The sequence below is a fragment of the Weissella paramesenteroides ATCC 33313 genome, from assembly GCF_000160575.1.
In the GTDB taxonomy this organism is placed as follows: Bacteria; Bacillota; Bacilli; order Lactobacillales; family Lactobacillaceae; genus Weissella; species Weissella paramesenteroides.
Genome location: NZ_GG697135.1, coordinates 1 through 26,955 on the forward strand (window position 1 = coordinate 1; position 26,955 = coordinate 26,955).

Genomic DNA, 26,955 nt, shown 5'->3' on the forward strand with positions numbered 1-26,955 from the left:
CTTAAGATTGATTTGTCAATAACTTTTTTATTTAAATTTATTAGAACTATATTTTAAATAATATAAGCGACAACTTGATAAATAATACACATATTTTTAAGGAAAGTCAATATAATTTTAGATTATAAATTAATTACTAAATTAAATATTAGCGTATCCCAAAAACAGTGCTTTATTAATATACTGCTAACAACATCAGCCGTCAACAATTTTATGAAATCACCCATCAATAATTAGCTACTAAAAAAGCTGCCAATCAGCGTTATTAAATGCCAATTGATAGCTATACATTAATGTAATTTATAATTAGTCTACGTGCTTAGCCAAAATGGCCTCAAGCTGATGAGCTGGTGTGAAGCCAGTCAAACGCTCAACAACCTCACCATCCTTTTTAACTAGTAAAGTGGGAATTGCCATGATTCCAAATTCTTGAGCTGTCGCTGGATTTTCGTCAACATCCATCTTTGTAAATTTCACGTTATCCATCTTTTCCGACACCGTTTCAACAACCGGTGACTGCATACGACAAGGACCACACCAAGTAGCCCAAAAATCAGTAATTGTCACGCCTGAGCTTGTTTCTGATACGAAATTATCATCATTTATATCTATTACAGCCATTAAATTTTCTCCCTCTTAACACTTATTTATTGTCAGTATAAACCGTAGTGAGCAATTTGTCGATAGATGCGTCCTAACTAAATTGTACATAAGTTGCTCCCTGATCAGGGCCAGTAAACTTAAATGATTGCACTTGACGATGTGAACGAAGATACTCTTGGACGCCCTGGCGAATAGCACCAGTACCCTTTCCATGAATAATTTCAACGGAAGATAAATTATTTAACAATGCCTTGTCAATAAAACGATCTAATTCAGCCATTGCAGGTTCATAACGAACACCACGTAAGTCTAACTTTGCAGAGGCCTCGGCACGATTTATTGCTTTATTAGTATTGACACTTGAACTATTACGACGCTTCTTTTTGGTTGACTTGGGTTCATTAGTTGACTGGTTAGTTTGCTTTTCAATTTCTTCACTAGTCAACACCATTTTCAGAATACCCATTTGAACCTCAAATTTATGATCTTTCAACTTACGTACAATAGTCCCCTGTTGTCCATATTCACGAACAAGCACCGTATCACCTACCAAAAGTGGCACTTGCTTTGCTTGTTTAGCTTTACGTAAAATTCGATTGTTTGTGGCAGAAGGTTCTTGATGCATAGCGTTCAATGCACCTTTTGCGTCTATCAACTTATTTTCTTTAATTGCTGCACCATCACGTGCCATCTTATGTAAATCGGCAATAATTTTATCAGTTTTACGACGGGCATCAGCAACAATATGATTAGCCTCTTTTTTTGCCTCTTCAACTGCTTTAGCACGCTCTTTATCGATTGATTCAAGTTTTGACTCATAGTCATTCTTTAATTGACGATTTTCAATGACTTTTTGTGTCAATTCAACTTGCTGCGTCAAAACTGCATTTCTTCTTGCCACTAAATCAGCAATCATGTCGTTTAATTCTTGTGAATCTTCAGTTGTCAATGCAGATGCACTATCAATTATGTTTTTATCTAAGCCTAATTTTTTAGCAATTTCAAGTGCATTTGAACGCCCTGGAACACCAATCAAAAACTTATATGTTGGTCGTAGTGAATCAATATCAAATTCCATCGAGGCATTGATTGTATCCGCTCGATTATAGCCGTATACTTTTAGCTCTGGGTAGTGTGTCGTAGCAACAGAATAGGCTCCCGTTTCACCCACAGCATCTAAAATAGCCATTGCAAGAGCAGCTCCTTCTTGTGGATCTGTTCCTGCACCCAACTCATCAAACAAAACCAAGGAATCTTTATCTGTCCCCGATAGAATATCAATTATATTTACCATGTGCGCAGAAAATGTTGATAGTGACTGTTCGATTGACTGCTCATCACCAATATCAGCAAAGATTTCTTTAAATATACCAACACTAGAATATTCAGCCGCAGGAATGAATAGACCTGATTGCGCCATTATTTGCAATAAACCTAGCGTTTTTAGCGTGATTGTCTTTCCACCTGTATTCGGCCCAGTCACAATAATTGCACTGTAATCTTCACCAATTATAATGTCATTGGGGACAACTTTATCTGGATTTAATAATGGATGACGCGCCTTTAATAAACGCACATGATTTTCTGGACTAAATTCAGGTTCAATCGCTTTTATTACCACCGCATATCGTGCCTTTGCATTCAAAAAATCCAAATGACCAAGGAGCTGTGCATTATTTTCAATACTATCTGCCTCAGGCTCGAGTTGAGCTGATAATTCAATCAGTACTCGTTCCTCTTCTCGACGTTCCTTTAACGTGTATTCTCTCAGCCGATTATTCATATCAACCACATCTGCAGGCTCAATATATAACGTCTGCCCTGTTTGTGATTGATCATGAATCACCCCACCAAATTTTTGACGATACGTTGCCTTAACTGGCAAAACATACCGATCATTACGAATGGTCACAATTGGATCTGACAAATATTGTGCTGTCTTACCTCGCGTATAATCCTGCATTTTTTGTCTGATTGCATTCTCTGTACCCGTAATTGCTTGTCTAATACGATGAAGCTCAGCTGACGCCTCATCATTTAAACGACCGTCACCATCAATTGCAACATTCACACGTCTTGTCAATTCAGGTAAGATAACTAATTCATTATAATAGACCGCTAATGCTGGCAAAGCTTCACCACGATCAGCAACTAAATTTTCAAAAAAACTTCGAATTTGTCCGGTCGTAAACAATACACGGCCAACTTGTGCAAGCTCCGTACCACTCAATGCTGCGTGGATTCGTAGGCGTTGCATATGGGGCTTAACATCTGCAAGTTTTGGAATACTGATTCCTCCTTGCCAACGAAGCACACGAGATGCATCAGCGGTTTCAGCTAACCATTGTTGCATTTTTTGTGCATTCGATGTGGGCAGAAGATCTCGCAATTCTTTTTCACCAGCCACGGTTGATAAGAATGGCTTAATTTGTGTCTTAACTGCGTCGTATTCTAGCGTTTTTAAAATTTTTTTATTCATTTTATATTTTTACTACCAACTTTCATGATTAAACTAATTCACTTACAATAACCACCAATCATAAACAGCCTCTGAAAGATAAGGTGTATTATTCATTATTCCCTGGGCAATAGACGAATTTGCCAATTCTTGTGTATACCAAGGAATATTTAATGTTTGTGTTATTTGCAAAACGAAAAAAATTTCAACATATACCACCAACCCCAGAACAATCAAACCACCTAAGCGATTTAATGTGCTCAATATTGGAATTTTATTAATAAAGCGTAAACTTCTCTCAATCGCTTTAACGATTGACATACCAATTAAAATAATTATCGTGAAAGCAATCCCTGATGCCAAAAATTCTGCTGGTTGATTGGCTGCTGTCGTTGGCACATTAGTTGCAGTCCAATTGGCAGAAATACTATTAAAAAAGGCACTATACAACCAACTACCTAGTTTGTGCGCTAAAAGAATGGCAAATGTGTAGACAATAAGTCTACCAACAAGCATTGTTAGACTACGAACCATCCCTAATCGATAACCATGGATCATTGCTAAAAAGATTAGGATAACAATAATTAAAGAAACCCATGTCATTACTTTTCTTCATCCCTTTTAATTTGCATATTTAATTGGTCAGATAAAGCGTTAATTGCTAACAATGTTAATAATTGATTATCATCCAGCTTTGGAGCTGCTTGATGCATATGATCCAATTGTTCATTTGCCAGTTCAAACACTGCCTTCATATGTGCTTGAGACTCACTAGATGTAATTGTTAATTCTTTACCTAAAATAGTTCCTTTAAAACGTGTTTTCTCAGCCATGTCATTAGCCTCCATTAATTTATCATTAGTTATTAGTATATCAAAAAACTAACCAGGATACAGCTTAGGGTATATACCCAATACAAGGTACGAAAAAAGAGAACTAGCTTAATCAACTAGTTCCCTGTTTTCAAATTATTCAAAATCTGATGGATCAAACTCACTACCGTCTAACATTCGTGCTTCCAGCCAATCCCAAATATTGTCTTTACCATATTTGGTTTCCGCAGAAAAAATTTCAAAATCTGATAACTCTTCATTAAACTGCAAACTCCGCTTGATATCAGCCTCAACTTTATTCCATTTGCCACGAGATATTTTATCAGCTTTCGTTGCAACAACCAATACAGGCAAACCAATATCATCTGAAATTAGCCAATTATACATTTCAATATCTTCTCGTGAAGGTAAATGACGTGCATCTACTAATTGAACAATTCCCTTTAATGGCACTCGTTTACGAAGATATTCACCAATCATGATGGCAAAGTCTTCACGTGCTTTTTTTGATACTTTTGCATACCCATAACCAGGAACGTCCACAAAGAAAACTTGATTTTCAACTTTATAAAAATTTAGCGTCTGCGTTTTTCCAGGTTGTGAAGAGGTTCGTGCAAAAGATTTACGGTTAATTAACACATTAGTCAATGATGACTTACCAACATTTGATCGTCCAACAAAGGCAACCTCTGGTAAACCATCGGTTGGGTATTGTGATTCACGAACCGCAGACATCACCATTTCAACTTGATGAACTTCCATCGTCGCACCCCACTATTCTGTAACTAATTCAGGCTCATCTTGGCGTAATACGGCACCTTCTGTGATGACCACACCCGTAACATCTTCACGAGATGGCACATCGAACATAACATCACGCATAACTTCTTCAATAATTGACCGCAATCCACGAGCACCAGTTTCGCGTTCAATAGCTAAATGTGCCATTGCTTTCAGCGCATCATCTGTAAATTTGAGATCAACATCCTCTAGAGCCAACAGAGCTTGGTATTGCTTAACTAAAGCATTCTTAGGCTCAGTCAAAATACGAACCAAGTCTGACTCAGTTAGTTCTTCTAGTGCTGTTAATATTGGCAATCGACCAATAAATTCTGGAATCAATCCGAAATTCATCAAGTCTTCAGGTAACACTTGCTGCATAATTGACTTATCTGAACTTTGCAATTGTTGTGTTTTGGCGTCGGTACCAAAGCCAATAACCTTCGCCCCAAGACGCTCTTTAACCATCTGTTCAATACCAGCAAAAGCTCCACCAACTATGAAGAGAATATTCGTCGTATCAATTTGAATAAATTCTTGATTTGGGTGCTTACGGCCGCCTTGAGGTGGAACATTAGCAATTGTTCCTTCTAGCATCTTTAACAATGCTTGCTGCACACCTTCACCAGATACATCACGAGTAATTGATACATTTTCAGCCTTCTTAGCAATCTTATCAATCTCATCGATGTAGATAATACCAGTTTCGGCACGCTCAACATCATAGTCCGCTGCTTGAATTAACTTTAACAAAATGTTCTCAACATCTTCACCAACATAACCTGCTTCAGTCAATGTCGTTGCATCTGCAATAGCAAAAGGTACATTCAATAATTTAGCCATTGACTGTGCAATATAAGTTTTTCCAGACCCAGTTGGTCCAATCACAGCGATATTTGATTTTTGAAGATCAACACCCTCTATCCCCGTTTCACCCGTTAATTTTGCATTAACACGCTTGTAATGGTTATAGACAGCAACTGCCAAAGTATGTTTAGCATCGTCTTGACCGATAACATATTCATTTAAATTATCAACGATTTCACGCGGTGTCTTCAATGTTAGCGTCCGTGCCATTGCATCCTGTTGTAAATCTTCGTTAATAATGTCTTGGGCTAAAGCAACACATTCATTACAAATGTAGACCCCTGGGCCAGCAATCAACTTTTTGACCTCAGTAGAGGGTTTACCACAGAATGAACAGTATGCAACCCCATTTGAGCTGTCAGTCGTATTAAACACTGTCCAACCTCCTATAACTTCTATCCATTAAATTATAATACTGTAAGTATTGTATCAAACTTCGCTTACCGGAAAAAGACAAAAAAGGTCAGACTTCTACAAAAGTCTAACCTTTTTATTAAAACCAATATTTAGGCTTCAACTGCTTCGGCAACAATTAAGTCAACAACTGACTTAATTGCAATGTCATGTGACAACATGTCATCTGACAATGCATTGCGGACAGCATCTTCTTCCATATTGTAAGCTTCAGCCAATGACTTCACTTCTGCAGCGATTTCTTCATCAGATGGCTTAATGTCTTCAGCTTTAACAATAGCTTCCAATACTAAGTTTGTCTTTACACGACGCTCAGCACCTTCTTCATATTGCTTGTGAAGATCATCTTCAGATGTACCAGTAATTTGGTAATAAAGCTCTGGTGAAATACCTTGTTGTTGCATTGATGCAAACATTTGGTTCATTTGACGATGAACATCTTCATCAATCATTGAAGCAGGAATTTCATCACCAACAACCTTGGCATTGTCAACAGCTGCAGCAACGGCGGCATCTTCCTTAGCTTCCTTAGCTGCTGAAGCCTTTTGATCTGCCAAGCGAGCCTTAACTTTTTCTTTCAATTCAGCTAAAGTCTCAACTTCTTCATCAACATCCTTAGCAAATTCATCATCAAGTGCAGGAACTTCCTTAGTCTTAACTTCGTGAACAGTTACTTCGAAAACGGCTTCCTTACCAGCTAAGTCAGCTGCTTGATAATCTTCTGGGAAAGTAACCTTAACGTCAACTTTGTCTTCAGCCTTTGCGCCAACCAATTGTTCTTCAAATCCAGGAATAAATGAACCTGAGCCCAATTCTAATGAATAGTTATCAGCTTGTCCACCATCGAAGTGAACACCATCAACTGAACCATCAAAATCGATGACAACAGTATCACCATTCTTAGCAGCTTCTTCAACTAAGACAAGTTCAGATTGACCTTGTTGCATGTTTGCAAGTTCTTCATCAACATCTGCATCAGAAACTGATGTGTCAGAAGCAGGAACTTCAACACCCTTGTATTGACCAAGTTCGATTTCAGGAGCCAATTCAACCTCAGCAGTCAAAACCCAAGTCTCACCCTTGTTCATTGATTCTGCTTCAATTTTTGGTTGTCCAACTGTCATTGCGCCTGTTTCTGAAACGGCTTCTCCGTAAACGTCTGGTAGAATCTTGTTCAAGGCATCTTGATACAATGATTCTTCACCATACATTTGGAAAAATACCTGTTTTGGCATCTTTCCCTTACGGAAACCAGGAACACTAATTTGCTTCTTTACTTCGTTGAATGCTGCATCAATTCCCTTTGCGTATACATCAACAGGAACTTCAAACTTAATTGTTCCCTTATTGCCTTCACCCTTAGTGAAAACTGCATTTGCCATGTTTTTTCCTCCAATAGTCGCTAGCTTTACACTATTTACGACATAAATTATCTTTACATACCTAATCAGTATATCGGAAACGCATTATTTTGACAATATTATGCCATAAAACATTCCACTCACCGTAAAGTACTTCATTATAGATTATATAAGATTTTCTCTTAAAATTCAAAAAGAGAGTCATCACATCATTGATGCAATAACTCTCTTTTTATAACCATTAACTAAACGACAAATTGTAGATTAGTCAAGGATTTCTGAAACAGTTCCGGCACCAACAGTACGGCCACCTTCACGAACAGTAAACTTCAATCCCTTTTCAATGGCAACTGGTGCGATCAATTCGATATCGAATGTTACGTTATCACCAGGCATAACCATTTCAACACCTTCTGGCAATTCAACTACACCAGTAACATCAGTTGTGTGGAAGTAGAATTGTGGACGGTAGTTAGTAAAGAATGGTGTGTGACGTCCACCTTCTTCTTTGGTCAAAACATAAACTTCGGCCAAGAACTTAGTGTGCGTTTGAATTGAACCAGGCTTAGCCAAAACTTGACCACGCTCGATTTCCTTACGGTCAACACCACGCAACAATGCACCAATGTTATCACCGGCTTCACCTTGTTGCATAGTCTTACGGAACATTTCGATACCAGTAACAACTGTCTTACGAACATCTTCCTTCAAACCAACGATTTCAACTTCTTCGTTCAACTTGATAGTTCCACGATCGATACGACCTGAAGCAACAGTACCACGACCAGTGATCGTAAATACGTCTTCGACTGGCATCAAGAATGGCTTGTCAGTATCACGAACTGGTGTTGGAATGTATGAGTCAACAGTATCCATCAACTCTTCGATAACCTTAACTTGTTCTGGATCACCTTCCAAAGCCTTCAAAGCTGAACCGCGGATAACTGGAATATCATCCCCAGGGAAATCGTATTCTGACAACAATTCACGAACTTCCATCTCAACTAGGTCAACCAATTCATCATCATCAACCAAGTCAGTCTTGTTCAAGAATACTACAAGGTAGTCAACACCAACTTGACGAGCCAACAAAATGTGCTCACGAGTTTGTGGCATAGGACCATCAGTTGCAGCAACAACCAAGATAGCACCGTCCATTTGAGCGGCACCAGTGATCATGTTCTTAACGTAGTCCGCGTGACCTGGGGCATCGATGTGGGCGTAGTGACGTGCTTCCGTCTCGTACTCGATGTGAGCAGTGTTGATCGTGATTCCACGCTCACGCTCTTCAGGAGCGGCATCGATTGAAGCAAAGTCTTCTTGCTTAGCCAAACCCTTATCTGATAGTACCTTTGAGATAGCGGCAGTCAACGTAGTCTTACCGTGGTCGACGTGTCCAATAGTTCCAATATTAACGTGCGGCTTAGTGCGCTCGTAATTTTCCTTAGCCAAAAGCTTGTCCTCCTATTATTCGCATGTTGATTAGAATCAACCTTATTGCTTAGTATAAGTATACTACACATACCTCATAACTGAAACAATAAGATACGAAAATCTTTTTAATTCTCTATATGAGACTGAAATTATTATATATAACTTCCCTATTTTTGTAAATATTTTTTACTTATTTTTCTCTATATATTCTTGTTTTTTCTAATTAATTAAATTCATTAAACTATTTTGTAATTTATTACGCCAAATAACTTGGTCATCAGGCTCATCGGGCATAGCATATTCAAATGTTTCCGCAACCAATCCAGCGACCCAACTCGTGACGTCTTGAACAATGATTGACAATTGTGGATAAGCTATCATCAACAGTAGATGTACTTGTTCTCTCAGTCCATGAACCATATCTGGTCCAAGTTTTTTAGTATACTTATCTAATTCTTTCAAAATATTAACATACGTTTGGTCTTGTTCTAGTGATTTTAATTCTGCAGGAATGTATGTGTTTAAGTTACCTTTCAAATCCATAAATTCCACTGAATCCGATGTCTTAACTCGCCTTAATTCATCTAGTACAGTAGTTCGTGAAATTTGTGATAAAAAAGGATCACGTAATACAAACTTCGCCCCAATTTCATATTCGCTTAAAGGCAACTTATTCGCGGCTAATAAACGTTTTTGTTGCTCAATCATATCCCCATCACTAAGATGATAAAATTGCCTTGCAATTGTTTGAATTGTTTTTTCTTGATTTAATCGATAATGATCCTCCTCTTCAACAACCATGAAACGAAACTTGTCTTGCAGTCGTTCTGGTAACCAAGTTAAAAATTCCCATGCATTTAGAAAATAATGATTATGAAGAGCCAAGTTCAAATAAGTTTTTGCACTTTGTTCCTCTTTGGCATACGAAGTTAAATATTCATCTGCAATGATTTGCGCTTCCTGATATTGTCCTTGTGCAATTAACGTGGTTACCAAAAGATGATTCACTTCCACAGTTTGTCTTAATTGATACGCTAAGGTTAAAGTATCTAGCGCTCGACTTAATGATCCATTGTTAATTTCTTCTTTTGCTTCCAAAACTAATGATGAGTATCGTTCATTGGTATTTTGTTCACTTGTCATATTAAAATTCCTTCTAACTAGTTCGATCTTAAATTCCCTAAAACTAAAAGATTCTTAATCATTTAACTATATTGTTAAACAAAAAAGAATCTCTTCATCTAAATCACAGAATGATTTTTTATTTACTCGGCATCAACAGTTTGCTTTGACTGTTTGCGTTGATTATTATTTTTTCTTTGTCGGCGAGCCTTATTAGGCTTATGATTAAGCGGTTTTGAAGCCGACTTTTTATCGGTATTATTGGTCGTATTCTTTTTATTAGTTTGTTTTTTAACTAATTTTGCACTAACGGCCTTATTTTTGTTACCTTGATGTGCTGATGTTCGTCTGCGACGTCGGCCATTCTGATTTGCCTCCATAATAACTGGCAAAATGACTGGCTTCCGTCTTGTCTTTTCATACAAAAACTTTCCCAAAGCATCTCGTACAGAGTTTTTTAAGTTACCCCAGTCAAAATCCTTTGTATTCTTGACACCTTCTGCGACAGTCTGTTCAACCAGTTCTGCAGCTTCATGCATTAAATCACGCGAAGTTTTGACGTAGACAAATCCGCGAGAATCAATTTTAGCTGGTGCAATCACTTTTTTCTTTTTACGGTCAATCGTGATAACTGCGATAAAGACACCATCCTCTGACAGAATGCGTCGGTCATTTAAAACAATCGAACCTATGTCACCAACCCCTGACCCATCAATCATAGTTGATGTGACTTGAATTGATCCACCAAGATAGAACTTCTCACCATTCCATCGTAGCTTATCACCTTTAGCTAGTAAAAATACGTGATCATCATCATATCCAACTTGTTCCGCTGCTCGATATGCCTCATTCAAGACACGGTACTCTCCTTGAACAGGGATAACATTTTGAGGTTTCAACAAATTTAGCATTAATTGAAAATCGTCTTTTGATGCGTGTCCTGAAGACTTTTTATCAGTAGAGATCTGCTTGACCATGGCTCCTGCTCTAAACAGCATATCACGTGTTTTCGCAACATACCCCTCCATCGCAGTAGATGGCGTCGTAGTTATAAACACCAAATCACCAGGTTGAATTTTAATATTACGATCATCACCATGGGCAATTCTCTGTAAGTGCCGAATTGGTTCTCCCATTCGTCCTGTTTCTAAAATAACTGTCTCATCAGCTGGCAGTTTAGAAAGATTCTTAAGAGAAACAAACATCTCATTTTCAGGTATAGGTAAAATTAACTTTTTCAAACGTAGAGCCGTACGCACAACCTTTTCCAAGTCATTCCCTGAAATGACAATTTTTCGACCCACTTTATATGCCGCATCAATTACCTGTTGAATACGTTGAATATTTGATGCTACCGCAGCAACAATAATTCGACCAGACTTGTGTAAGTGAAAATTTTCTAAAATATAATCACCTAGCACTGATTCATGATCTGGCGTCCCAATATGTGCCGTTCCAGCTGCATCAGCTAGTAATGCCACAACACCTTTTTGACCAATTTCTGCTAATCGCAATAAATCCGTTTGATAATATGGTAATGCTGTTGTGTCCAGTTTAAAATCACCTGTGTAAACGACTTGTCCAACCGCGGTTTCAATCACAATTCCCAAAGACTCCGGAATTGTATGTGTTGTCTCAAAAAAAGAAACTGTCACATTTCCAAAACGAACTTCAGAATTACCTCTTACAATATGATAATCATCATAATCTTTCAAACTGGCCTCATTATTAATAGCTAATTTTGCCAATTCAATCGTTAATTCTGAACCAAATACTGGAACTTGTACCTCTGACAATAAGTAAGGTAATGCGCCAATCGCATCAGCATGACCATGTGTCAAAAAAATTCCTGCAATATTATCTGCGTGTTCAACTAAGTATGCATAGTCTGGGATAACAACATCTACCCCTAATAAGTCACTCTCAGGATACTTCAATCCTGCATCTAAAATAAATATATCTTCATCAACCGTCACAGCGTACATGTTCATTCCATTTTCACGCACGCCACCAAACGGCATAATGTCTAATGTAGTTGCCATAATTTTCCTATTCTCGTTTTATTTCACGGGTTTTTATTTTACCCAACGTTAAAATGTTTAATACAATACTACCACATAAGCGCACGCTAGAAAACCTGTAAGTCATCTATCATAATTTTTAAATAGTTTAACTTGAAAATAAAATAGAAAAATATTTAGAAAAGCAGTTAAAGATTATTCTTCATTAAAAAAAGACTAGCAGCCCAAAGCTACTAGTCTTTTTATATTGTCTATTTGTAATATAAATTACTTGTTCAACAATGAAGCCAAACGTGACTTGTCACGTGAAGCTTTGTTCTTAGCAATCAAGCCCTTTGATGCGGCACGATCAATTGCTGATGAAGCTGCAGCGAATAACTCTTGTAAGTTACCTTCGCCAGATTCAGCAGCAACACGGAACTTCTTAACTTCAGTACGGTATGCACTTAGTTGTGAGATGTTACGCTCGCGTTGCACTTTGTTTAAGCGGGCACGTTGGATTGATGACTCAATAATTGGCATCGCTTTTCCCTCCGATAATAAATGTCAAAATAAAAACGTGATTAATATATTATATATTAACGACGCAAACCAAGCTTTTGGATCAACTCACGGTAACGTTGTACATCATTGTTACGTAGGTAACGTAGCAAGTTACGACGGTGACCGATTTTCTTCATCAAGCCACGTTGTGAGTGAAAGTCATGCTTGTGCTCTGACATGTGTCCGTTTAATTCGTTGATGTCAGCAGTCAATACTGCAACTTGAACTTCAACTGAACCTGTATCACCTTCGTGACGAGCGAACTCATTGATGATTTCATTCTTGCGTTCTGCAGAAATAGCCATTGTTGGATATCCACCTTTCATAATATAATAGTCGCCTCAAACAACGTATGACGACGGTGAACCGTCAAACATAGTAAAAGGTCATGTGCTAATGCACTCTTAGTATCATACTAAATTAGTCAATTATATGCAAGCATTTTATTCAGCCATTTGATTTTTGTATTTTAAAATAAACAGTTCAAATAATAATTCTGGATCCCGCGACGTAGATTTTAGCTGTTCTTCCATACTAACTAAACCAAGATAAGCGCTTGCTAAACGTACATAACTAAATTTTCTGACAACACGTTTTGCCAATTTCACACGGTATGGATGGACTTTTAACTCAGAAGCTATCCCTTTTTCACTTTTTTCACTTGATTTAACTTGTAATAGTAAACGAAATTGTCCTATTAATGCACCATGTAATCGCAATGGCTCTTCACCTGTTGATAACAGCTCATGATACAAATTAACGGCACGTGTTAATTGTCCCTTCAATAAACAGTCAATTAAATCAAAAATATTTTCACTTAATGTATGTGTCACTAATTCTTTTACATCTGACACATTAATTTGCTTTTCACTTAATGTATAAAGCATTAATTTGTCTAATTCGGACATTATTTGAGTTAATGAAGAATTCGTCAATCTAATTAATTCTTGCTTTGCTGCAGAATTAATGAAATAGCCAGCTTCATTTACTCGTTGATCAATAAAACGATTAATATCCTTATCACTTAAATTCACAAACGAAAGATATCTTGCTTGTTCCTTCAACAATTTTGTAACTTTTTTCCGGTTATCTAACTTATCGTAGGGGGCAAAAATAACGACTATTGTTTGCGGTTCAGGTTGTTTAATATAGTCTACCAAATCCTCAACGTGATGTTCTAAATTACTTTTTTGCCGTTCACCAGTTAAGAAATATGGATTGTCTAGAATTACGACACGCTGATTACCAAAAAAGGGCACTGATTTAGCATCGTCAATTGCCAGACTTAAAGGTACTTCAGTTAAATCAAATTGCGCTAAGTTTAATGCACGATCATCAGGATGAATTATAGTTAAAAACTTTTCTCTGACCAGATTTATTAAATATTGATCCTGGCCTTGGACAAAGTAAATTGGATATAGTTGTCCTGTCTGTACATCGTTAAAAACGTCTGCTAAAGTTACGGTCAAAACAACATCCCCTCTCATTTTTATCTATATTATAAGATAGCACGTCTACCAGGTTCTGCCTACTAATGTTTTAACTTATGTCGATAGTATATTTGATAACAGTTTAGTAGCCCCCACTTCGCCTTAATCATTCCCTGCTTGGCAGTACTATAGACTTTCAAATGATGATTTTTTGCTGTCATCATCGTTTCTTTGTTTGGATGCCCATAGCGATTATTAATACCCGCAGAAACAATGCCAATTTTGGGTCTTAACTGTTTCACAAACATTTCATCTGTACTCGTCTTTGATCCATGATGACCAAACTTAAGGATATCCACTTGTGGCAAGTAAAAGTTGTTGATGATGTCTATCTCTCCCTTTTTAGATAAATCCCCAGTCATCATTAATTTAAGTTTCTTAAAATCAATGTATACTGCTATGGAATCGTCATTTTCACCAATTCCTTTAATAATTGGATGACAAACTTGAATATCTTTCGTCACGTGTAATCCGGCCAATACTGGATATACTTTTCCACCTGACCGTACATACTTTGCAACGCGCTTTTTAAAGCTGGGCTGATGTTCCATGCCCGCAGGTACATAAATTTTTGTCACATCAATCTGCTCTAGAAAGTCTGATACATTCCCTATATGGTCAATATCCTTATGAGTCAATATTAATTGTTGAATTCTATTAATAGCATGACCTTTTAAAAAATGAATCAATTCTTCTACCTGGTAATTACGTGTATTCTTCTTTGTTTGGTCATGTTTCGAAAATCGTATTTTACCACCAACGTCAATCAAAGTAACTTGATTATGTGAAGGTCGTAATATAGTTGTGTCTCCTTGCCCAACATCAAAAAAAGCAACAAAGCCACCTGGAAAAAAACGTGGCATACCCCATAATATCGCATAGCAACAAACCAATATCAAAAATAATAATCGTTTCTTACAAGTGATTAGCCATATCAATGGCAATATGGTCAAAACAATGCAAAAAATGATCGATGGCCTACCAAATAAACATTCTCCAGGAATTTTGGCACCAAACTTGATACACAACTGCATTAAATTAATAATCCATTCGCAAATATCTTGAAGCCATGCAAAATGACAAATTGTTGCAAAAATCCCAAAAATAATCACGGGTATAATTAGCCAAACAAATATGGGGACAATCAATAAATTGGCTAACAGACTAATCGGATGCCAGCTAAGCGTATGCCACAATAAAGTGGGTAAAATAAAAGTCGATAACCAAATACTTTGGAGCCATGCGGGTCTGTCTTGAAGCCAAAGTAATCCAAAAGTCAGTAAGTAAGATAATTGGCCCCCGAAGTTATGTAAAACACCAGGTTCAATTATCAAGCCACCAATTAATGCTAATCCCCATGCATCTTTTGCATCAATAACTATCCAATGTAAATCTCGCCAAGCTTGACTGATACCTAAAAATATTGGTCGAATCAAAGATTGCACACCACCCGCAAACACCCACAAAACAATTAGCATAAATTGTACAATCACAAGTGAATGTTCCCGTTGAATAAATAATTGTCTTGATAGACGTCGCCATAATTGGTAGAAAATGGTTACTTGAAATCCTGAAATACTAAACAGGTGCATCAACCCCAACAGTTGAATACCATCATTCTCAATGTAAAATTCCGATCGTGTATACCCTAATAACAAAGTTTCACCATAGTCTCGCATGCCTTTGGGCAATCTTTCAAACCAATTAACTAGTTCAAAATGAAAACTATGGATGGTCCAACTAATTAATTCAATAAAACTTCTAGGTTTTGCGTAACCCCAAACATATTCCTTTTTTATATGCAATCGATGGACGATACCACGGCTTCGCCAATAAGCATACGGGTTAAATGAAAATTCATTACGTGCTTCGTTAATATAATCTAAAACACCAGAAATTTGCACAAAAATTGGTCGAGCATCTTGAGCACATTTTTTAGCTATAGTTCCCTGTTTATCGAAGCTAATACGTATTTTTTCACCATTTTCTAAACTTGCTATCCCAGAACCATAATCTTGATTGAGGTGTATATCATCTGGCTGAATTAAAATATAGGTGTCAATTTCACCAGTAGGCATTTTGACTAAACGATCAATATTAAACTGCCAATAACCAAAGTAACCAAAAATACATATAATTATACAGGTGCTAAACATATAGTGATTAAATTTACGGTATAACAATAAGATAGACCATATCAAAAACGGTAGTGCCCACCAAAAGCGAAACAGAAATATCATATTAACGCATGCTAAGCACATTCCTAATATCAATAAATATCCTGATTTCATACCGTTACCAACGGCTCTAATTTTGCAAATGTCTTTTCACCAATACCATTAACTTGTTGTAAATCAGAGATTGTTTTAAAGCCACCCATTGTTTCACGTTGCTTAATAATGTCCTGTGCACGTTTTTCACCAATTCCTGGCAAATTCTGCAAAGTGGCACTGTCAGCAGTATTTAGATTAATTTTATCATTCGAATTATTTTGATCGCTGGCTTGCCCAATATGTTGTTCCTTATGAGCTGGGTTTCCTGGTAAAGGATACACTTCTGGTACCTGTTCATTTTCCACTGGAACATAGAGTACTTGACCATTATTTAATGTTGCTGCCAAATTTATTCGAACATTATCAACATTTGGTAGCGTCCCACCAGCACTTCGTAATACTTCTGCAACGATTGGTTCTTTGGCAAAATAATAAACCCCTGGCCGATAGACGGCACCCTTTACATCAATCACAACTTTTTTTGATTGTTTATCATGCAACATTTTTTTGGACTTTTTACTTTTTTTTGCTATATTTTGATGAGCTGAAATTGTCGTGATATCTTTCGATGACATACTAGAACTACTCTGGGAAACTTGCCACCATATTAAAAAACTGATTCCCACAACTATTAAAACACTACTAAAACATATTTGATGTCGATAACGATAATACATTGCTTTAATTTGAATCATTTTCTACCCCTTTTAATAATAAAGACGTAGACTTAATTAGAGCGTACAAAAAAAGATTGAAAACAAAAATGTTTTCAATCATCATGATTGCAATATTAGCGTAATTTTGGATCATTGAAGATTGTATTCATAACTTCCTCAACCATCGCAAATTCTTCATCTGTTTCAATCGGCTGCAACATACCTTCTTCAGCGTCTTTTTCATAAATAAATGGTAAAACACCAATTTCTTGAGTTTCAGCTTCATCAACTGGCTCTAGAATGATGTATGACCGTTGAAAATCCTCTGAGTCGAATGAAAAAAGCTCTTGAAATTCATGTTCTTGACCATCTGAGTCTGTCAAAATAAAAATTTCCGCATTATCCATTTAATTTCTCCCTAAATAAAATAACTGCTGGGGACATGAGTAACGGTTATTAAATATTGGAAAGGTCATCAACCCGCCAATTTAGTTTCGGTAGATTGATGACCTTTAACTAATTTTCTTGCTCATCTAAAAATTGATTTAGGTGTTCCTCGACCATTGCCCACTCTGCATCATCTTCAATTGGCGTTAGTCCACCTTCTGTTGCAATCTGTGTTTCCTCTGGGTCAAAGATATAAGCTAACATCTCAACTTCTTCATCCTCACCAGATCCAGCTGGGTAAAGAATAATATAAGACTTACCATACTCTTCAGATTTGAAAGTAAATAATACTTCAAATAATTGTTCATCACCATTATCGTCAACTAATGTAATAATGTCTTGTTCTTCATCCATTTTTTTACCTCTTACTTTACCAACGATCCTTTTCGGTCCAAATAATTTTGCAAAATTAAACCGGCTGCCAATTTATCGATAACTTTTTTACGCTTCTTACGAGATGTATCAGCTTCTTCAATTAGCATACGTTCAGCTTCCACTGTCGTTAAGCGTTCATCTTGAAAATCAATTGGTAGACCAAAAGTCTCCTTCAATAACTCACCATAAGCACGTGAAGCATCAACACGAGGTCCAGAAGTATTGTTCATATTCTTGGGTAAGCCCAGAACAAATCCAATTGGCTCATACTTAGCTACGAGTTCTTTCATTCGGTCGATACCAAATTCCTTCTCATCTTCATTTATTGGAATAATTTCTACGCCTTGTGCGGTCCAACCTAATTGATCAGAAACAGCAACACCGACTGTGCGCGAACCTACATCCAAACCTAGAATACGTCCCATATCATTTGACCTCTTCCTACGTTGCTTGATGACATTATTTTGCCAAATAATCCGTTACTAATGCCTCAATAATTTCATCACGTTCAAATTTACGAATTAAATTACGCGCATCATTAACACGTGGAATATATGCTGGATCGTTTGAAATTAAATAACCAACAATTTGATTAATTGGATTATATCCCTTTGATTCTAATGCTGCATAAACTACTTCCAACATTTTTCGGACATCATGTGATTCATTATTACCAAATTTAAATACTGCTGTATTATCCAATGAACTCATTGTACCCAAACCTCCCTTTAAGGTTTTCTATTAATAATAACTAACTTCTTATTTTTCTTGTAACCAGTCAGCTGCTTGCTTAAAGGCGTCTGCGATACCAGCTGGATTCTTTCCACCAGCTTGAGCCATATCAGGACGGCCACCACCACCACCACCAATTGCTGGTGCGATTGACTTTACAAGGTCACCTGCTTTAATACCCTTTTTAACTGCTTCTGGGGCAACTGCAACCAATAGATTAACCTTATCACCTAAATTAGCAGCCAAAACTAATACATCAGATGGTGTACTTTGCTTCCACGTATCAGCAGTTGAACGCAATACATCCATTGATTCAACTGCCATTTCTGTAGCAATTAGTGTATAATTGTTAATTTTTTGAGGATTTGCAAACGCAGCATCAGCTTCTTGATTTGCCAATTTCTGCTCAAGAGAAGCAGCTTGACGTTCTGCCTCTTTAAGTGCTGTTTGCAATCCAGAAATTTTATCATTAATCTCTGAAAGCTGTGGGGCTTTTACTTGTTCTGCTGCTTTAGCCAACCAGCTATCATGCAATTTGAACAATGCCATGGCTCCAGATCCAGTAACTGCCTCAATACGACGAACGCCAGCTCCTGTACCTTGTTCACCAACTATTTTAAACATCCCCAACTCAGCAGTTGAATTAGCATGTGTTCCACCATCAAATTCAGCATTGTAATCACCAATAGAAACAACACGAACTTTTTCACCATATTTTTCAGTGAAGACGGCAACTGCTCCTAGCTTCTTTGCTGATTCAATATCCGTTTCAATCCAAGAAATTGGTAAATTATCAATTATCTTTTGATTGATAATATCCTCAACTTCTTGCAACTTTTCACTTGGCACTGCACCGTTATACGTGAAATCATAGCGCAAACCTTCTGCAGTTACAAGTGAACCAGCTTGGGTCGTATGCTCTCCAAGAACATTTCGCAAAGTTTGATCTAGCAAATGAGTCGCTGTATGATTTTTCGATACCGCAACATGGTATGGACGATCAACATCAAGCTTGTATTGCTTGCCAACGAAAAGCGGTGCAATAATTGACAAAGTATGCAAATGTTGGCCATTTGGTGCATTTTGCACATCAGTTACTTTGGCAACTGCTTGACCAGATTCATCATAAATCATACCAAGATCAGCTACCTGCCCACCCATTTCAGCATAGAAAGGTGTCTTTGCAAATATTGCCTGTACTTGGCCTGCATTAGCTTCTTCAACCAATTTATTATCAACAATCAAATTAACTAACTCAGTTTGTTCAACAGTTAATTCAGACCAACCAACATATTGAGATGGCGTCTTTAGGCCAGTCAATAACTCATTTTGAACACCCATTGATGCTTTGTTTGAACGTGCTGAACGAGCACGTTCTTGTTGGGCCTTCATTTGCTCATCAAAGCCATCACGATCAACCTTTAAGCCTTCATCAGTTGCATATTCTTCAGTTAGTTCATATGGGAATCCATAAGTATCATATAACTTAAAGGCAATTGCACCATCAATAATTCCCTTTTTACTCTTAGCCTGCTCAATCACATCATCTAATAGTGATAATCCATCAGTTAATGTTTTATTAAAGCGAATTTCTTCAGCTTCAACAATGGAAGCAATATAGTCAGCATTCTTGGCAATTTCAGGATAATAAGAAATCATAATTTCACCAACTACAGGAACCAAATCCTTTAAAAATACTTGGCTAATACCTAATTTACGACCATGTAAAACAGCACGACGTAATAGGCGACGAATGATGTACCCACGTCCCTCATTTGAAGGCAATGCACCATCTCCAATGGCAAAAGTTACGGCACGAATATGATCGGCAATGACCTTGAATGAAATATCTTTCGTATCATCTTCACCATATTTAAATTGTCCTGAAATATCCTCAGTTTTATGAATAAGTGGTAAAAATAAATCAGTTTCAAAGTTAGTTTTCGCATGCTGGAATACAGAAACCACACGCTCCAATCCCATACCAGTATCAATGTTTTTTGTTGGTAATTCAGGATAATCTTTATTATCTGTTAATCCAGGCAAGTGATTAAACTGTGAGAACACTAGATTCCAGATTTCCAAGTAGCGCTCGTTCTCACCCCCTGGATAATTTTCTGCTTCATCAGGATCATTGAATTCTTCACCCCGATCATAGAAAATTTCAGAATCAGGTCCTGAAGGGCCTTCACCAATATCCCAAAAATTATCTGGTTCTTCATAAAGATGATCTTTAGGCAGACCAACTTTATGCAACCAAATATCTTTTGCTTGATCATCGTTTGGATACACAGTTACATACAATTTATCTGGATCCATGCCAAACCATTCTGGACTTGTTAATAACTCCCAAGCCCATGGAATTGCTTCCTCTTTGAAATAATCACCAATTGAAAAATTACCCATCATTTCAAATAAGGTATGATGACGAGCCGTATGTCCGACATTTTCAATATCATTTGTTCGAATTGATTTTTGTGCATTTGTAATTCGATGGTTCTCAGGAACAACCGAACCATCAAAATACTTTTTCAAAGTTGCAACACCAGAATTAATCCAAAGAAGAGTTGGATCATTTTGTGGAATCAATGATTGTGATGGTTCAATTTTATGTCCTTTACTTTCAAAGAAACGCAAGAATAAGCTACGAACCTCAGCCGATGATAATTCTTTCATCTTTAATGTAAGCCTCATTTCAAAAAAATATTAAATAAAAACAGACAGCCATTGCAATAACAGAGACGCAAATACGCGGTACCACTCCGATTGCAATGATTGTCTGTATCATTACCTCTTTAATCGCTAATATCGCTAGCACGCGGTTCGCTTTCGCAAACAATTTTAATTAGGTAGCGTCAGATGACCCTTAGCGTTGCTCTCATCAACCGCAACGTTTCTGTATGCTCTAAGAAATAATCTGACATGTCCTTGTGGGTATTATATCATATCCATTACTGTTTTTCTTACTTTTTACAACTTGAAATAATTTTGTAAATTTAAAATAACAAATTATTTGTCATGGGCGCGTTTTTTTGCTTTCTTTGCTGCACGTAACGTCTCACGTTCAGCAACCCGCTTCTTATATTTTGCGTCTCGGGCAATATTGTTTTTAATTTGACGTTTATAACCCGGTTTTACTCGCTTTTTCTTCTTCTTCACCATACCAATCATTGTTGGATCTAATTTGGCTGTAGTTTTGGTCCGCTGACGACGGCGACGACGATCATATCCAGACTGTAGTTCACCATGGGCATATGTCATTGGCTCAAATTTCACGCCCATATTTTCAACCATCTGTACGCGATCTTCTTCATCTGGATTATAAATTGTGATAGCCGTTCCAGACATACCATTTCTACCCGTTCGTCCAACTCGATGAATGAAGAACTCTAATTCCGTTGGGATACCATCATTAATAATAAGTGACACGCCTGGAATATCAATTCCTCTAGCAGCCAAATCGGTTGCAACAACATATTGATAATCTAAATGTTGAATTTGCTGCATTGTGCGCTTACGTTCACGAGGTTGGATACCACCATGTATTTCAGCCACTTTTAGGCCACGACTACGCAAACTTTTAGTTAACTCACGTGCTCGCGTTTTCGTATTTGTAAAAACTAATGCTAAATAGGGATTACCCATCGTCAATAAGTTATAAACTAACGTATCTTTCGTCTCACCCTTTGTTCCAACCAAAATATTTTTAATGGTTGGTGCAATGACTGTCTCAGATGGAATTTCCTCAATTACCGGGTTTGATAAATACTTTTTTAAGAAGGGTTGTAGCTTTTGTGGAATTGTTGCTGAAAAGACCAGCATTTTCAAATCTTCAGGCATTGCACTAGCGATAGCATCAACATCTGGTAGAAAACCTAAATCAAGTGTCATATCTGCTTCATCCACAACTAGTGTGGTTGCGGTATGAATATCTAATTCACCAGCCTGATATAAGTCCTTGATTCGTCCAGGTGTTCCAATAACAATTTGTGGCTGTTTATTCTGTAATTGATGAATCTGACGACTTTTATCCATTCCACCAACATATAAACTGATTCTTGGTTGAGTATCTTCAGTAAAAGTACTTGCTAATTGCTTTGCTGCTTCATAAATTTGTTGCGCCAATTCGCGAGAGGGTGTCGTAATGACTGCCTGAACCTTTTGATTTGTCGCATCATATTGCTGGAAGATTGGCACCAAGAAGGTGTGTGTCTTACCTGAACCTGTTTGTGATTGTCCAACGACAGAACGGCCCTGCAAGATAACAGGAATCAGTCTTGATTGAACAGTCGTTGGTTGTTTAAAATGTATTGCCGTCAAAGCTTCATATATCTCTGGACGTAAATTGTAATCAGTAAATTTCGCCATTATTTTTCTGCTTGCTCCTTTAATAAATTATCTGTCTCATTAATGATGTCATTAATCTCATCAATATTTTTTGCTCTTGCACCAGCTGCAAATTCATGGCCACCGCCACCGTGTCTCTTTGCAATTTCGTTAATAATTACTTGTCGTGACCGTAATCTCACTCTGAAGTAGCCGTCTTCTTGTTGTTCAAACACTGCCCACGCTCTGACAGTATTTACTTTACCCAGTAAGGGTACAATAAATGCCGTACCAAAATCACCTAGTTTAAAATTCTCAACAATTTCATTAGTTAAAATAATATAGTTAAAACCATATTGTGTTGTTACCATGTTTTCATATACAAAACCTGATGCTTTAGCGGCTGGTAGTGAAATAGTATCCATTTGCTGATTAATCTTCACCCAATCAAAATTAAATTTCATTAATTCAGAAACAATGTTCATTGTATCGGAAGTAGTCCCGTATAAAAAGCGACCCGTATCACCAACTATTCCTGAGTATAAAAATGCAGCACCCTTATCAGATAGTTTTAATTCGTTAGAAAATTCTTGATAAAATGAAAAAATCATTGCTGAAGTTGATGACGCATTCTCTATGACCCAAGTATAATCACCATAGGGCTCATCATTAGGGTGATGATCTATTTTCACCAATACTTTTCCGTATTCAAAGCGGCGGTCATCAACTCGTGGTGAATTTGCTGTATCTGTTACAATAACTAACGCATCATCGTATAAACTATTAGGGATTTTTTCCATTTGTCCCATCCAAGCCATACTTGGTACAGATTTACCAACAACATGCACTTTCTTTTCAGGAAATGATGTTTTTATCAGCTCTGCTAATCCAAACTGTGATCCAAAAGCATCTGGATCAGGCCGTTGATGACGATGAATAATAATTGTATGTGCAGCTTTTATTTGCGCTAATATTGCTGTTTGCGCTGTCATAAGTAAGTCTCTATTCTATTAAAAATTTTTATTAACTAATAATCGTATTAACGATAAATTTGAAATGACAATATATGTAAGTATATCAGAAAAATCATATGAGTTCCTACTTATATAGAGGTAACACAACATTTTCAAAAGATAATGCTGCTAAATTTGTCATTGTTAACCCAAGTAGACGAATAGCATGATGATAGCCACCAAGTTCATCTAAAATATCTTGAGCGGCATGATAAATTTCATCTTCATCATTTGGAAAAAAATCAAGTCTTGTTGCGCGATGAGTTGCAGTTTGAAACTCATTATCACGAATTTTTAAAACCAATGTTTTACCATGCAATTGTGATTTAATGAGTGAGGCGGTTAACTTAGCAGCTAAATCCTTTAATTCATCCATTATTGCTTGCTCTGTATCTAGAAACGGACCATACGTTCTTTCTTTACTCATTGATTTACGCTCTCTTTGCCAAACAACTGGGCGATCATCAACACCCCTAATTCGTTCATAGAAGATATATCCACTTTTTCCAAATTCATCCGCAAGTTTATTCTGTGGTGTATCATACAAATCTTTGCCATTACGGATGCCCAAAGAAATCATTTTTTCAGCAGTCTTAGCTCCCACCCCCCGCATTTCATTAATCGGTAAGGTATCTAAAAATGATCGAATATCTTCTGGATTAATGATTGTCAGTCCACTTGGCTTATTATGTTCTGAAGCTAATTTTGCCAAGAATTTATTAAAAGAAATGCCCACCGAACTTGTCAACTCAAGTTCCTCATAAATGATTTGCTGCAATTCATGCGCTAATTGTATCGCATTATTTATATTTGGTATGTTCTCAGTAACATCTAAATAGGCCTCATCAAAGGCAACCGGTTCAACCTTATTCGTATAGCGCTTAAATATTTGGTGAAGTTGTTGAGAAACACCACGATATTTGGAAAAATTAGGTGTGACAAAAACTGCTTGTGGTGCAAGTTTTAGCGCCTCAGCAGCACTCATGGCTGAATGAACGCCTAAATTACGAGCTAAATAATTTGCGGTTGCAACCACTCCACGACCACCAGTTTTTCGAGGATCATTAGCTAAAATCAAAGGTATAGATTTGTATTCAGGGTTATCACGCATCTCAATTTGTGCGTAAAAGGCATCCATATCAATATGTAAAATTTTTCTATCAGTATTCAAATGAATAGGTATTTCTAAAAAATTAGACATCATATCCCCCTCTTTATATGATAAGCTTACTTATTTTTATCATATGACATCATTCTATAATTACATAGAAAAAAGCCTAGAATATCGGTAATTTATTATAGACTGAAAAAGTCATCAATCTACCAATTTAAAATTGATGGATTGATGACCCTAAATGTGTGCCAAAAAACTAAAGTCTTTCTGTAATCACAATTAACTTTCACATGTCTTTTATGCCACTTTCAGTTTTCAACAGCTATATTTTACAGCTTATTTTTCTTCACTCTTTGATTCATCGTTTGATGCATCAACATCAGTGTTTTCTGGTTGCTTTTCAGAAGTTGCCTCAGATTCTGATGTTTCAGGTGTTTCTGTTAGTTCTTCTGTAGTCACTGGTGCATTAGCTTCCTTAACAACCTGACGAATTGCTGATAATTCAAACACCAAGATAACACCTTCTGCATCTAAATCAAAAGTACGTGCTTCTTTGTTAACTGCAGCAATAGTACCATGCAATCCACCAATGGTGATTACTTCAGCACCAGGTTGCACGTCATTAATCATTGCTTGACGCTTCTTTTGTGCCTTTTGTTGTGGACGAATCATAATAAAGTACATTGCGGCGATAAATACGACTAAAATAAGTATATTTGCGTTCATAATAAATTTAAACTCCTTAAGTATATTGACTAATTTTAAAATAATCTGGCATTTGGTTCAAAATAACCGTACTTACGTAGGGTTTCTTCTCTAAACTCAAGTAGACGGTCTCCAGCGATTGCCTGACGCATATCTTCCATTAATTTTAACAAATAACGTAAATTGTGAACGGAAGCAATTGTTTGACCATATAATTCATTTGTCTTGAAAAGATGATGTAAGTAAGCCTTCGTAAAGTGCTGTGATCCATAATCTTCAGTTTCAGGATCAATTAATGAAAAATCATCTTTATATTTTGCGTTCTTTATCACCACTCGACCATTTGAAGTCATTAGTGTTCCCTTACGACCGATACGAGTAGGTAATACACAGTCAAACATATCAATACCACGAATTACTGCATCAATTAATGAATCTGGAGCAGCCACACCCATTAAATATCGCGGTTTATGCTCTGGTAAAAATGGTACTGTGAAATCAAGTACACGGTTCATCTCCGGCTTTGACTCTCCAACTGACAAACCACCAATAGCATATCCAGGCAAATCTAATGAAACTAAATCTTGAGCTGATTGCTTTCGCAATTCTTTGAAACCTGCTCCCTGGACAATACCAAACAGTGCCTGATCTTGCTCACGCTTATGTGCTTTTTGAGCTCGCTCTGCCCATCTAGATGTTCGTTCAACTGAATTTTTAACATAGTCATATGTTTCAAAATATGGAATTGCTTCGTCTAGTTGCATCATAACGTCTGAACCAAGGTTATTCTGAATCCTCATAGCAACTTCTGGAGACAGGAACATCTCATCACCATTTAAGTGATTTCTAAAAGTAACCCCTTCTTCAGTAATATGGTTATGGTCTGATAATGACCAGACTTGAAAGCCACCTGAATCAGTCAATATTGGGCCATCCCAATTCATAAATTTATGCAATCCACCAGCTTGAGCAATCAATTCGTCTCCTGGTCTTAACCATAAATGATATGTATTTGATAAAATGAATTGTGATTTAATTTCTTTTAATTCACGTGGGGACACACCTTTTACGGTTGCTTGTGTACCAACGGGCATAAACATTGGGGTCATAACTTCCCCATGTGGTGTCGTAATTTTTCCCAATCGCGCACCGGTATGTTTTTCGACATGAAGTAATTCATACTTCACTGCGTAATCCGACATATCACATTTCCTTTCACTTCTATATAAACAAACTAGTATACATTATATCAGAAACACGGGTTCCATAACGCTTAGATTTATATTTTGTCTACTTATTTTATTTTTAAAATAAAAAAGCTACCAATAATTTGGTAACTTTCTATAAAAATATGTATTCAATCTTCATTATGGACGTTACAGGGATCG

The 26,955-nt window shown here is 36.9% G+C and carries 25 protein-coding genes; all 25 read right to left on the reverse strand.

Going from position 1 to position 26,955, the window contains the following annotated elements; all coding sequences use genetic code 11:
- Window positions 1-306 precede the first annotated feature (306 nt).
- Window positions 307-621, reverse strand: coding sequence for a thioredoxin (gene trxA, locus HMPREF0877_RS08695; RefSeq protein ID WP_002828982.1), 315 nt, complete (start codon window positions 619-621; stop codon window positions 307-309).
- Between the two features lie 73 nt (window positions 622-694).
- Window positions 695-3,082 carry an endonuclease MutS2 gene (locus HMPREF0877_RS08700; RefSeq protein ID WP_002828983.1) on the reverse strand — a complete coding sequence of 796 codons (2,388 nt, stop codon included), beginning with the start codon at window positions 3,080-3,082 and terminating at the stop codon, window positions 695-697.
- Between the two features lie 42 nt (window positions 3,083-3,124).
- Window positions 3,125-3,664: a CvpA family protein gene (locus HMPREF0877_RS08705; protein WP_002828984.1), complete on the reverse strand. Its 540-nt coding sequence runs from the start codon at window positions 3,662-3,664 to the stop codon at window positions 3,125-3,127.
- Window positions 3,664-3,894 (reverse strand): cell division protein ZapA, encoded by a 231-nt coding sequence (gene zapA / locus HMPREF0877_RS08710; RefSeq protein ID WP_040761147.1) that lies wholly within the window; start codon window positions 3,892-3,894, stop codon window positions 3,664-3,666. The genes HMPREF0877_RS08705 and zapA overlap by 1 nt, the downstream gene beginning before the upstream one ends.
- Before the next feature lie 135 nt (window positions 3,895-4,029).
- Window positions 4,030-4,656: a ribosome biogenesis GTP-binding protein YihA/YsxC gene (gene yihA / locus HMPREF0877_RS08715; protein WP_002828987.1), complete on the reverse strand. Its 627-nt coding sequence runs from the start codon at window positions 4,654-4,656 to the stop codon at window positions 4,030-4,032.
- Between the two features lie 12 nt (window positions 4,657-4,668).
- A complete protein-coding gene (gene clpX, locus HMPREF0877_RS08720; RefSeq protein WP_002828988.1) occupies window positions 4,669-5,916 on the reverse strand; it encodes an ATP-dependent Clp protease ATP-binding subunit ClpX in 1,248 nt (415 codons plus the stop codon).
- 131 nt (window positions 5,917-6,047) lie between these two features.
- Window positions 6,048-7,337, reverse strand: a complete 1,290-nt coding sequence (gene tig / locus HMPREF0877_RS08725) for a trigger factor (protein WP_002828989.1) — start codon at window positions 7,335-7,337, stop codon at window positions 6,048-6,050.
- Between the two features lie 243 nt (window positions 7,338-7,580).
- Window positions 7,581-8,768: an elongation factor Tu gene (gene tuf / locus HMPREF0877_RS08730; RefSeq protein WP_002828990.1), complete on the reverse strand. Its 1,188-nt coding sequence runs from the start codon at window positions 8,766-8,768 to the stop codon at window positions 7,581-7,583.
- Between the two features lie 201 nt (window positions 8,769-8,969).
- Window positions 8,970-9,893, reverse strand: a complete 924-nt coding sequence (locus HMPREF0877_RS08735) for a hypothetical protein (RefSeq protein WP_002828991.1) — start codon at window positions 9,891-9,893, stop codon at window positions 8,970-8,972.
- Window positions 9,894-10,015: 122 nt separating this feature from the next.
- A complete protein-coding gene (locus HMPREF0877_RS08740) occupies window positions 10,016-11,914 on the reverse strand; it encodes a ribonuclease J (RefSeq protein ID WP_002828992.1) in 1,899 nt (632 codons plus the stop codon).
- A gap of 246 nt (window positions 11,915-12,160) precedes the next feature.
- Window positions 12,161-12,415, reverse strand: a complete 255-nt coding sequence (gene rpsT, locus HMPREF0877_RS08745; protein ID WP_002828993.1) for a 30S ribosomal protein S20 — start codon at window positions 12,413-12,415, stop codon at window positions 12,161-12,163.
- A gap of 56 nt (window positions 12,416-12,471) precedes the next feature.
- Window positions 12,472-12,741 (reverse strand): 30S ribosomal protein S15, encoded by a 270-nt coding sequence (rpsO, locus tag HMPREF0877_RS08750; protein WP_040761154.1) that lies wholly within the window; start codon window positions 12,739-12,741, stop codon window positions 12,472-12,474.
- Window positions 12,742-12,879: 138 nt separating this feature from the next.
- Window positions 12,880-13,905: a DNA polymerase III subunit delta gene (gene holA, locus HMPREF0877_RS08755; RefSeq protein ID WP_040761150.1), complete on the reverse strand. Its 1,026-nt coding sequence runs from the start codon at window positions 13,903-13,905 to the stop codon at window positions 12,880-12,882.
- A gap of 62 nt (window positions 13,906-13,967) precedes the next feature.
- Window positions 13,968-16,004 (reverse strand): ComEC/Rec2 family competence protein, encoded by a 2,037-nt coding sequence (locus HMPREF0877_RS08760; RefSeq protein WP_050755331.1) that lies wholly within the window; start codon window positions 16,002-16,004, stop codon window positions 13,968-13,970.
- A gap of 209 nt (window positions 16,005-16,213) precedes the next feature.
- Window positions 16,214-16,894, reverse strand: a complete 681-nt coding sequence (locus tag HMPREF0877_RS08765; RefSeq protein WP_002828997.1) for a ComEA family DNA-binding protein — start codon at window positions 16,892-16,894, stop codon at window positions 16,214-16,216.
- Window positions 16,895-16,989: 95 nt separating this feature from the next.
- Entirely contained in the window at window positions 16,990-17,262 is a 273-nt protein-coding gene (locus tag HMPREF0877_RS08770) for a DUF1292 domain-containing protein (protein ID WP_002828998.1), read from the reverse strand.
- Window positions 17,263-17,371: 109 nt separating this feature from the next.
- Window positions 17,372-17,656 (reverse strand): DUF1292 domain-containing protein, encoded by a 285-nt coding sequence (locus HMPREF0877_RS08775; RefSeq protein WP_002828999.1) that lies wholly within the window; start codon window positions 17,654-17,656, stop codon window positions 17,372-17,374.
- A gap of 11 nt (window positions 17,657-17,667) precedes the next feature.
- Window positions 17,668-18,102 (reverse strand): Holliday junction resolvase RuvX, encoded by a 435-nt coding sequence (gene ruvX / locus HMPREF0877_RS08780; RefSeq protein WP_002829000.1) that lies wholly within the window; start codon window positions 18,100-18,102, stop codon window positions 17,668-17,670.
- 34 nt (window positions 18,103-18,136) lie between these two features.
- Entirely contained in the window at window positions 18,137-18,388 is a 252-nt protein-coding gene (locus HMPREF0877_RS08785; RefSeq protein WP_002829001.1) for an IreB family regulatory phosphoprotein, read from the reverse strand.
- A gap of 48 nt (window positions 18,389-18,436) precedes the next feature.
- Window positions 18,437-21,085: an alanine--tRNA ligase gene (gene alaS / locus HMPREF0877_RS08790; RefSeq protein WP_040761152.1), complete on the reverse strand. Its 2,649-nt coding sequence runs from the start codon at window positions 21,083-21,085 to the stop codon at window positions 18,437-18,439.
- A 333-nt stretch (window positions 21,086-21,418) separates the two neighbouring features.
- Window positions 21,419-22,777 (reverse strand): DEAD/DEAH box helicase, encoded by a 1,359-nt coding sequence (locus tag HMPREF0877_RS08795; RefSeq protein WP_002829004.1) that lies wholly within the window; start codon window positions 22,775-22,777, stop codon window positions 21,419-21,421.
- Window positions 22,777-23,727, reverse strand: coding sequence for a DHH family phosphoesterase (locus tag HMPREF0877_RS08800; RefSeq protein WP_002829005.1), 951 nt, complete (start codon window positions 23,725-23,727; stop codon window positions 22,777-22,779). Before HMPREF0877_RS08800 ends, HMPREF0877_RS08795 begins: the two co-directional genes overlap by 1 nt.
- Window positions 23,728-23,833: 106 nt before the next feature.
- Complete coding sequence (gene dinB, locus HMPREF0877_RS08805; RefSeq protein ID WP_002829006.1) at window positions 23,834-24,952, reverse strand: DNA polymerase IV; 1,119 nt, start codon at window positions 24,950-24,952, stop codon at window positions 23,834-23,836.
- A 246-nt stretch (window positions 24,953-25,198) separates the two neighbouring features.
- Window positions 25,199-25,588, reverse strand: a complete 390-nt coding sequence (yajC, locus tag HMPREF0877_RS08810) for a preprotein translocase subunit YajC (protein WP_002829007.1) — start codon at window positions 25,586-25,588, stop codon at window positions 25,199-25,201.
- A gap of 35 nt (window positions 25,589-25,623) precedes the next feature.
- Entirely contained in the window at window positions 25,624-26,769 is a 1,146-nt protein-coding gene (gene tgt / locus HMPREF0877_RS08815; RefSeq protein WP_002829008.1) for a tRNA guanosine(34) transglycosylase Tgt, read from the reverse strand.
- Window positions 26,770-26,955: the final 186 nt, after the last annotated feature.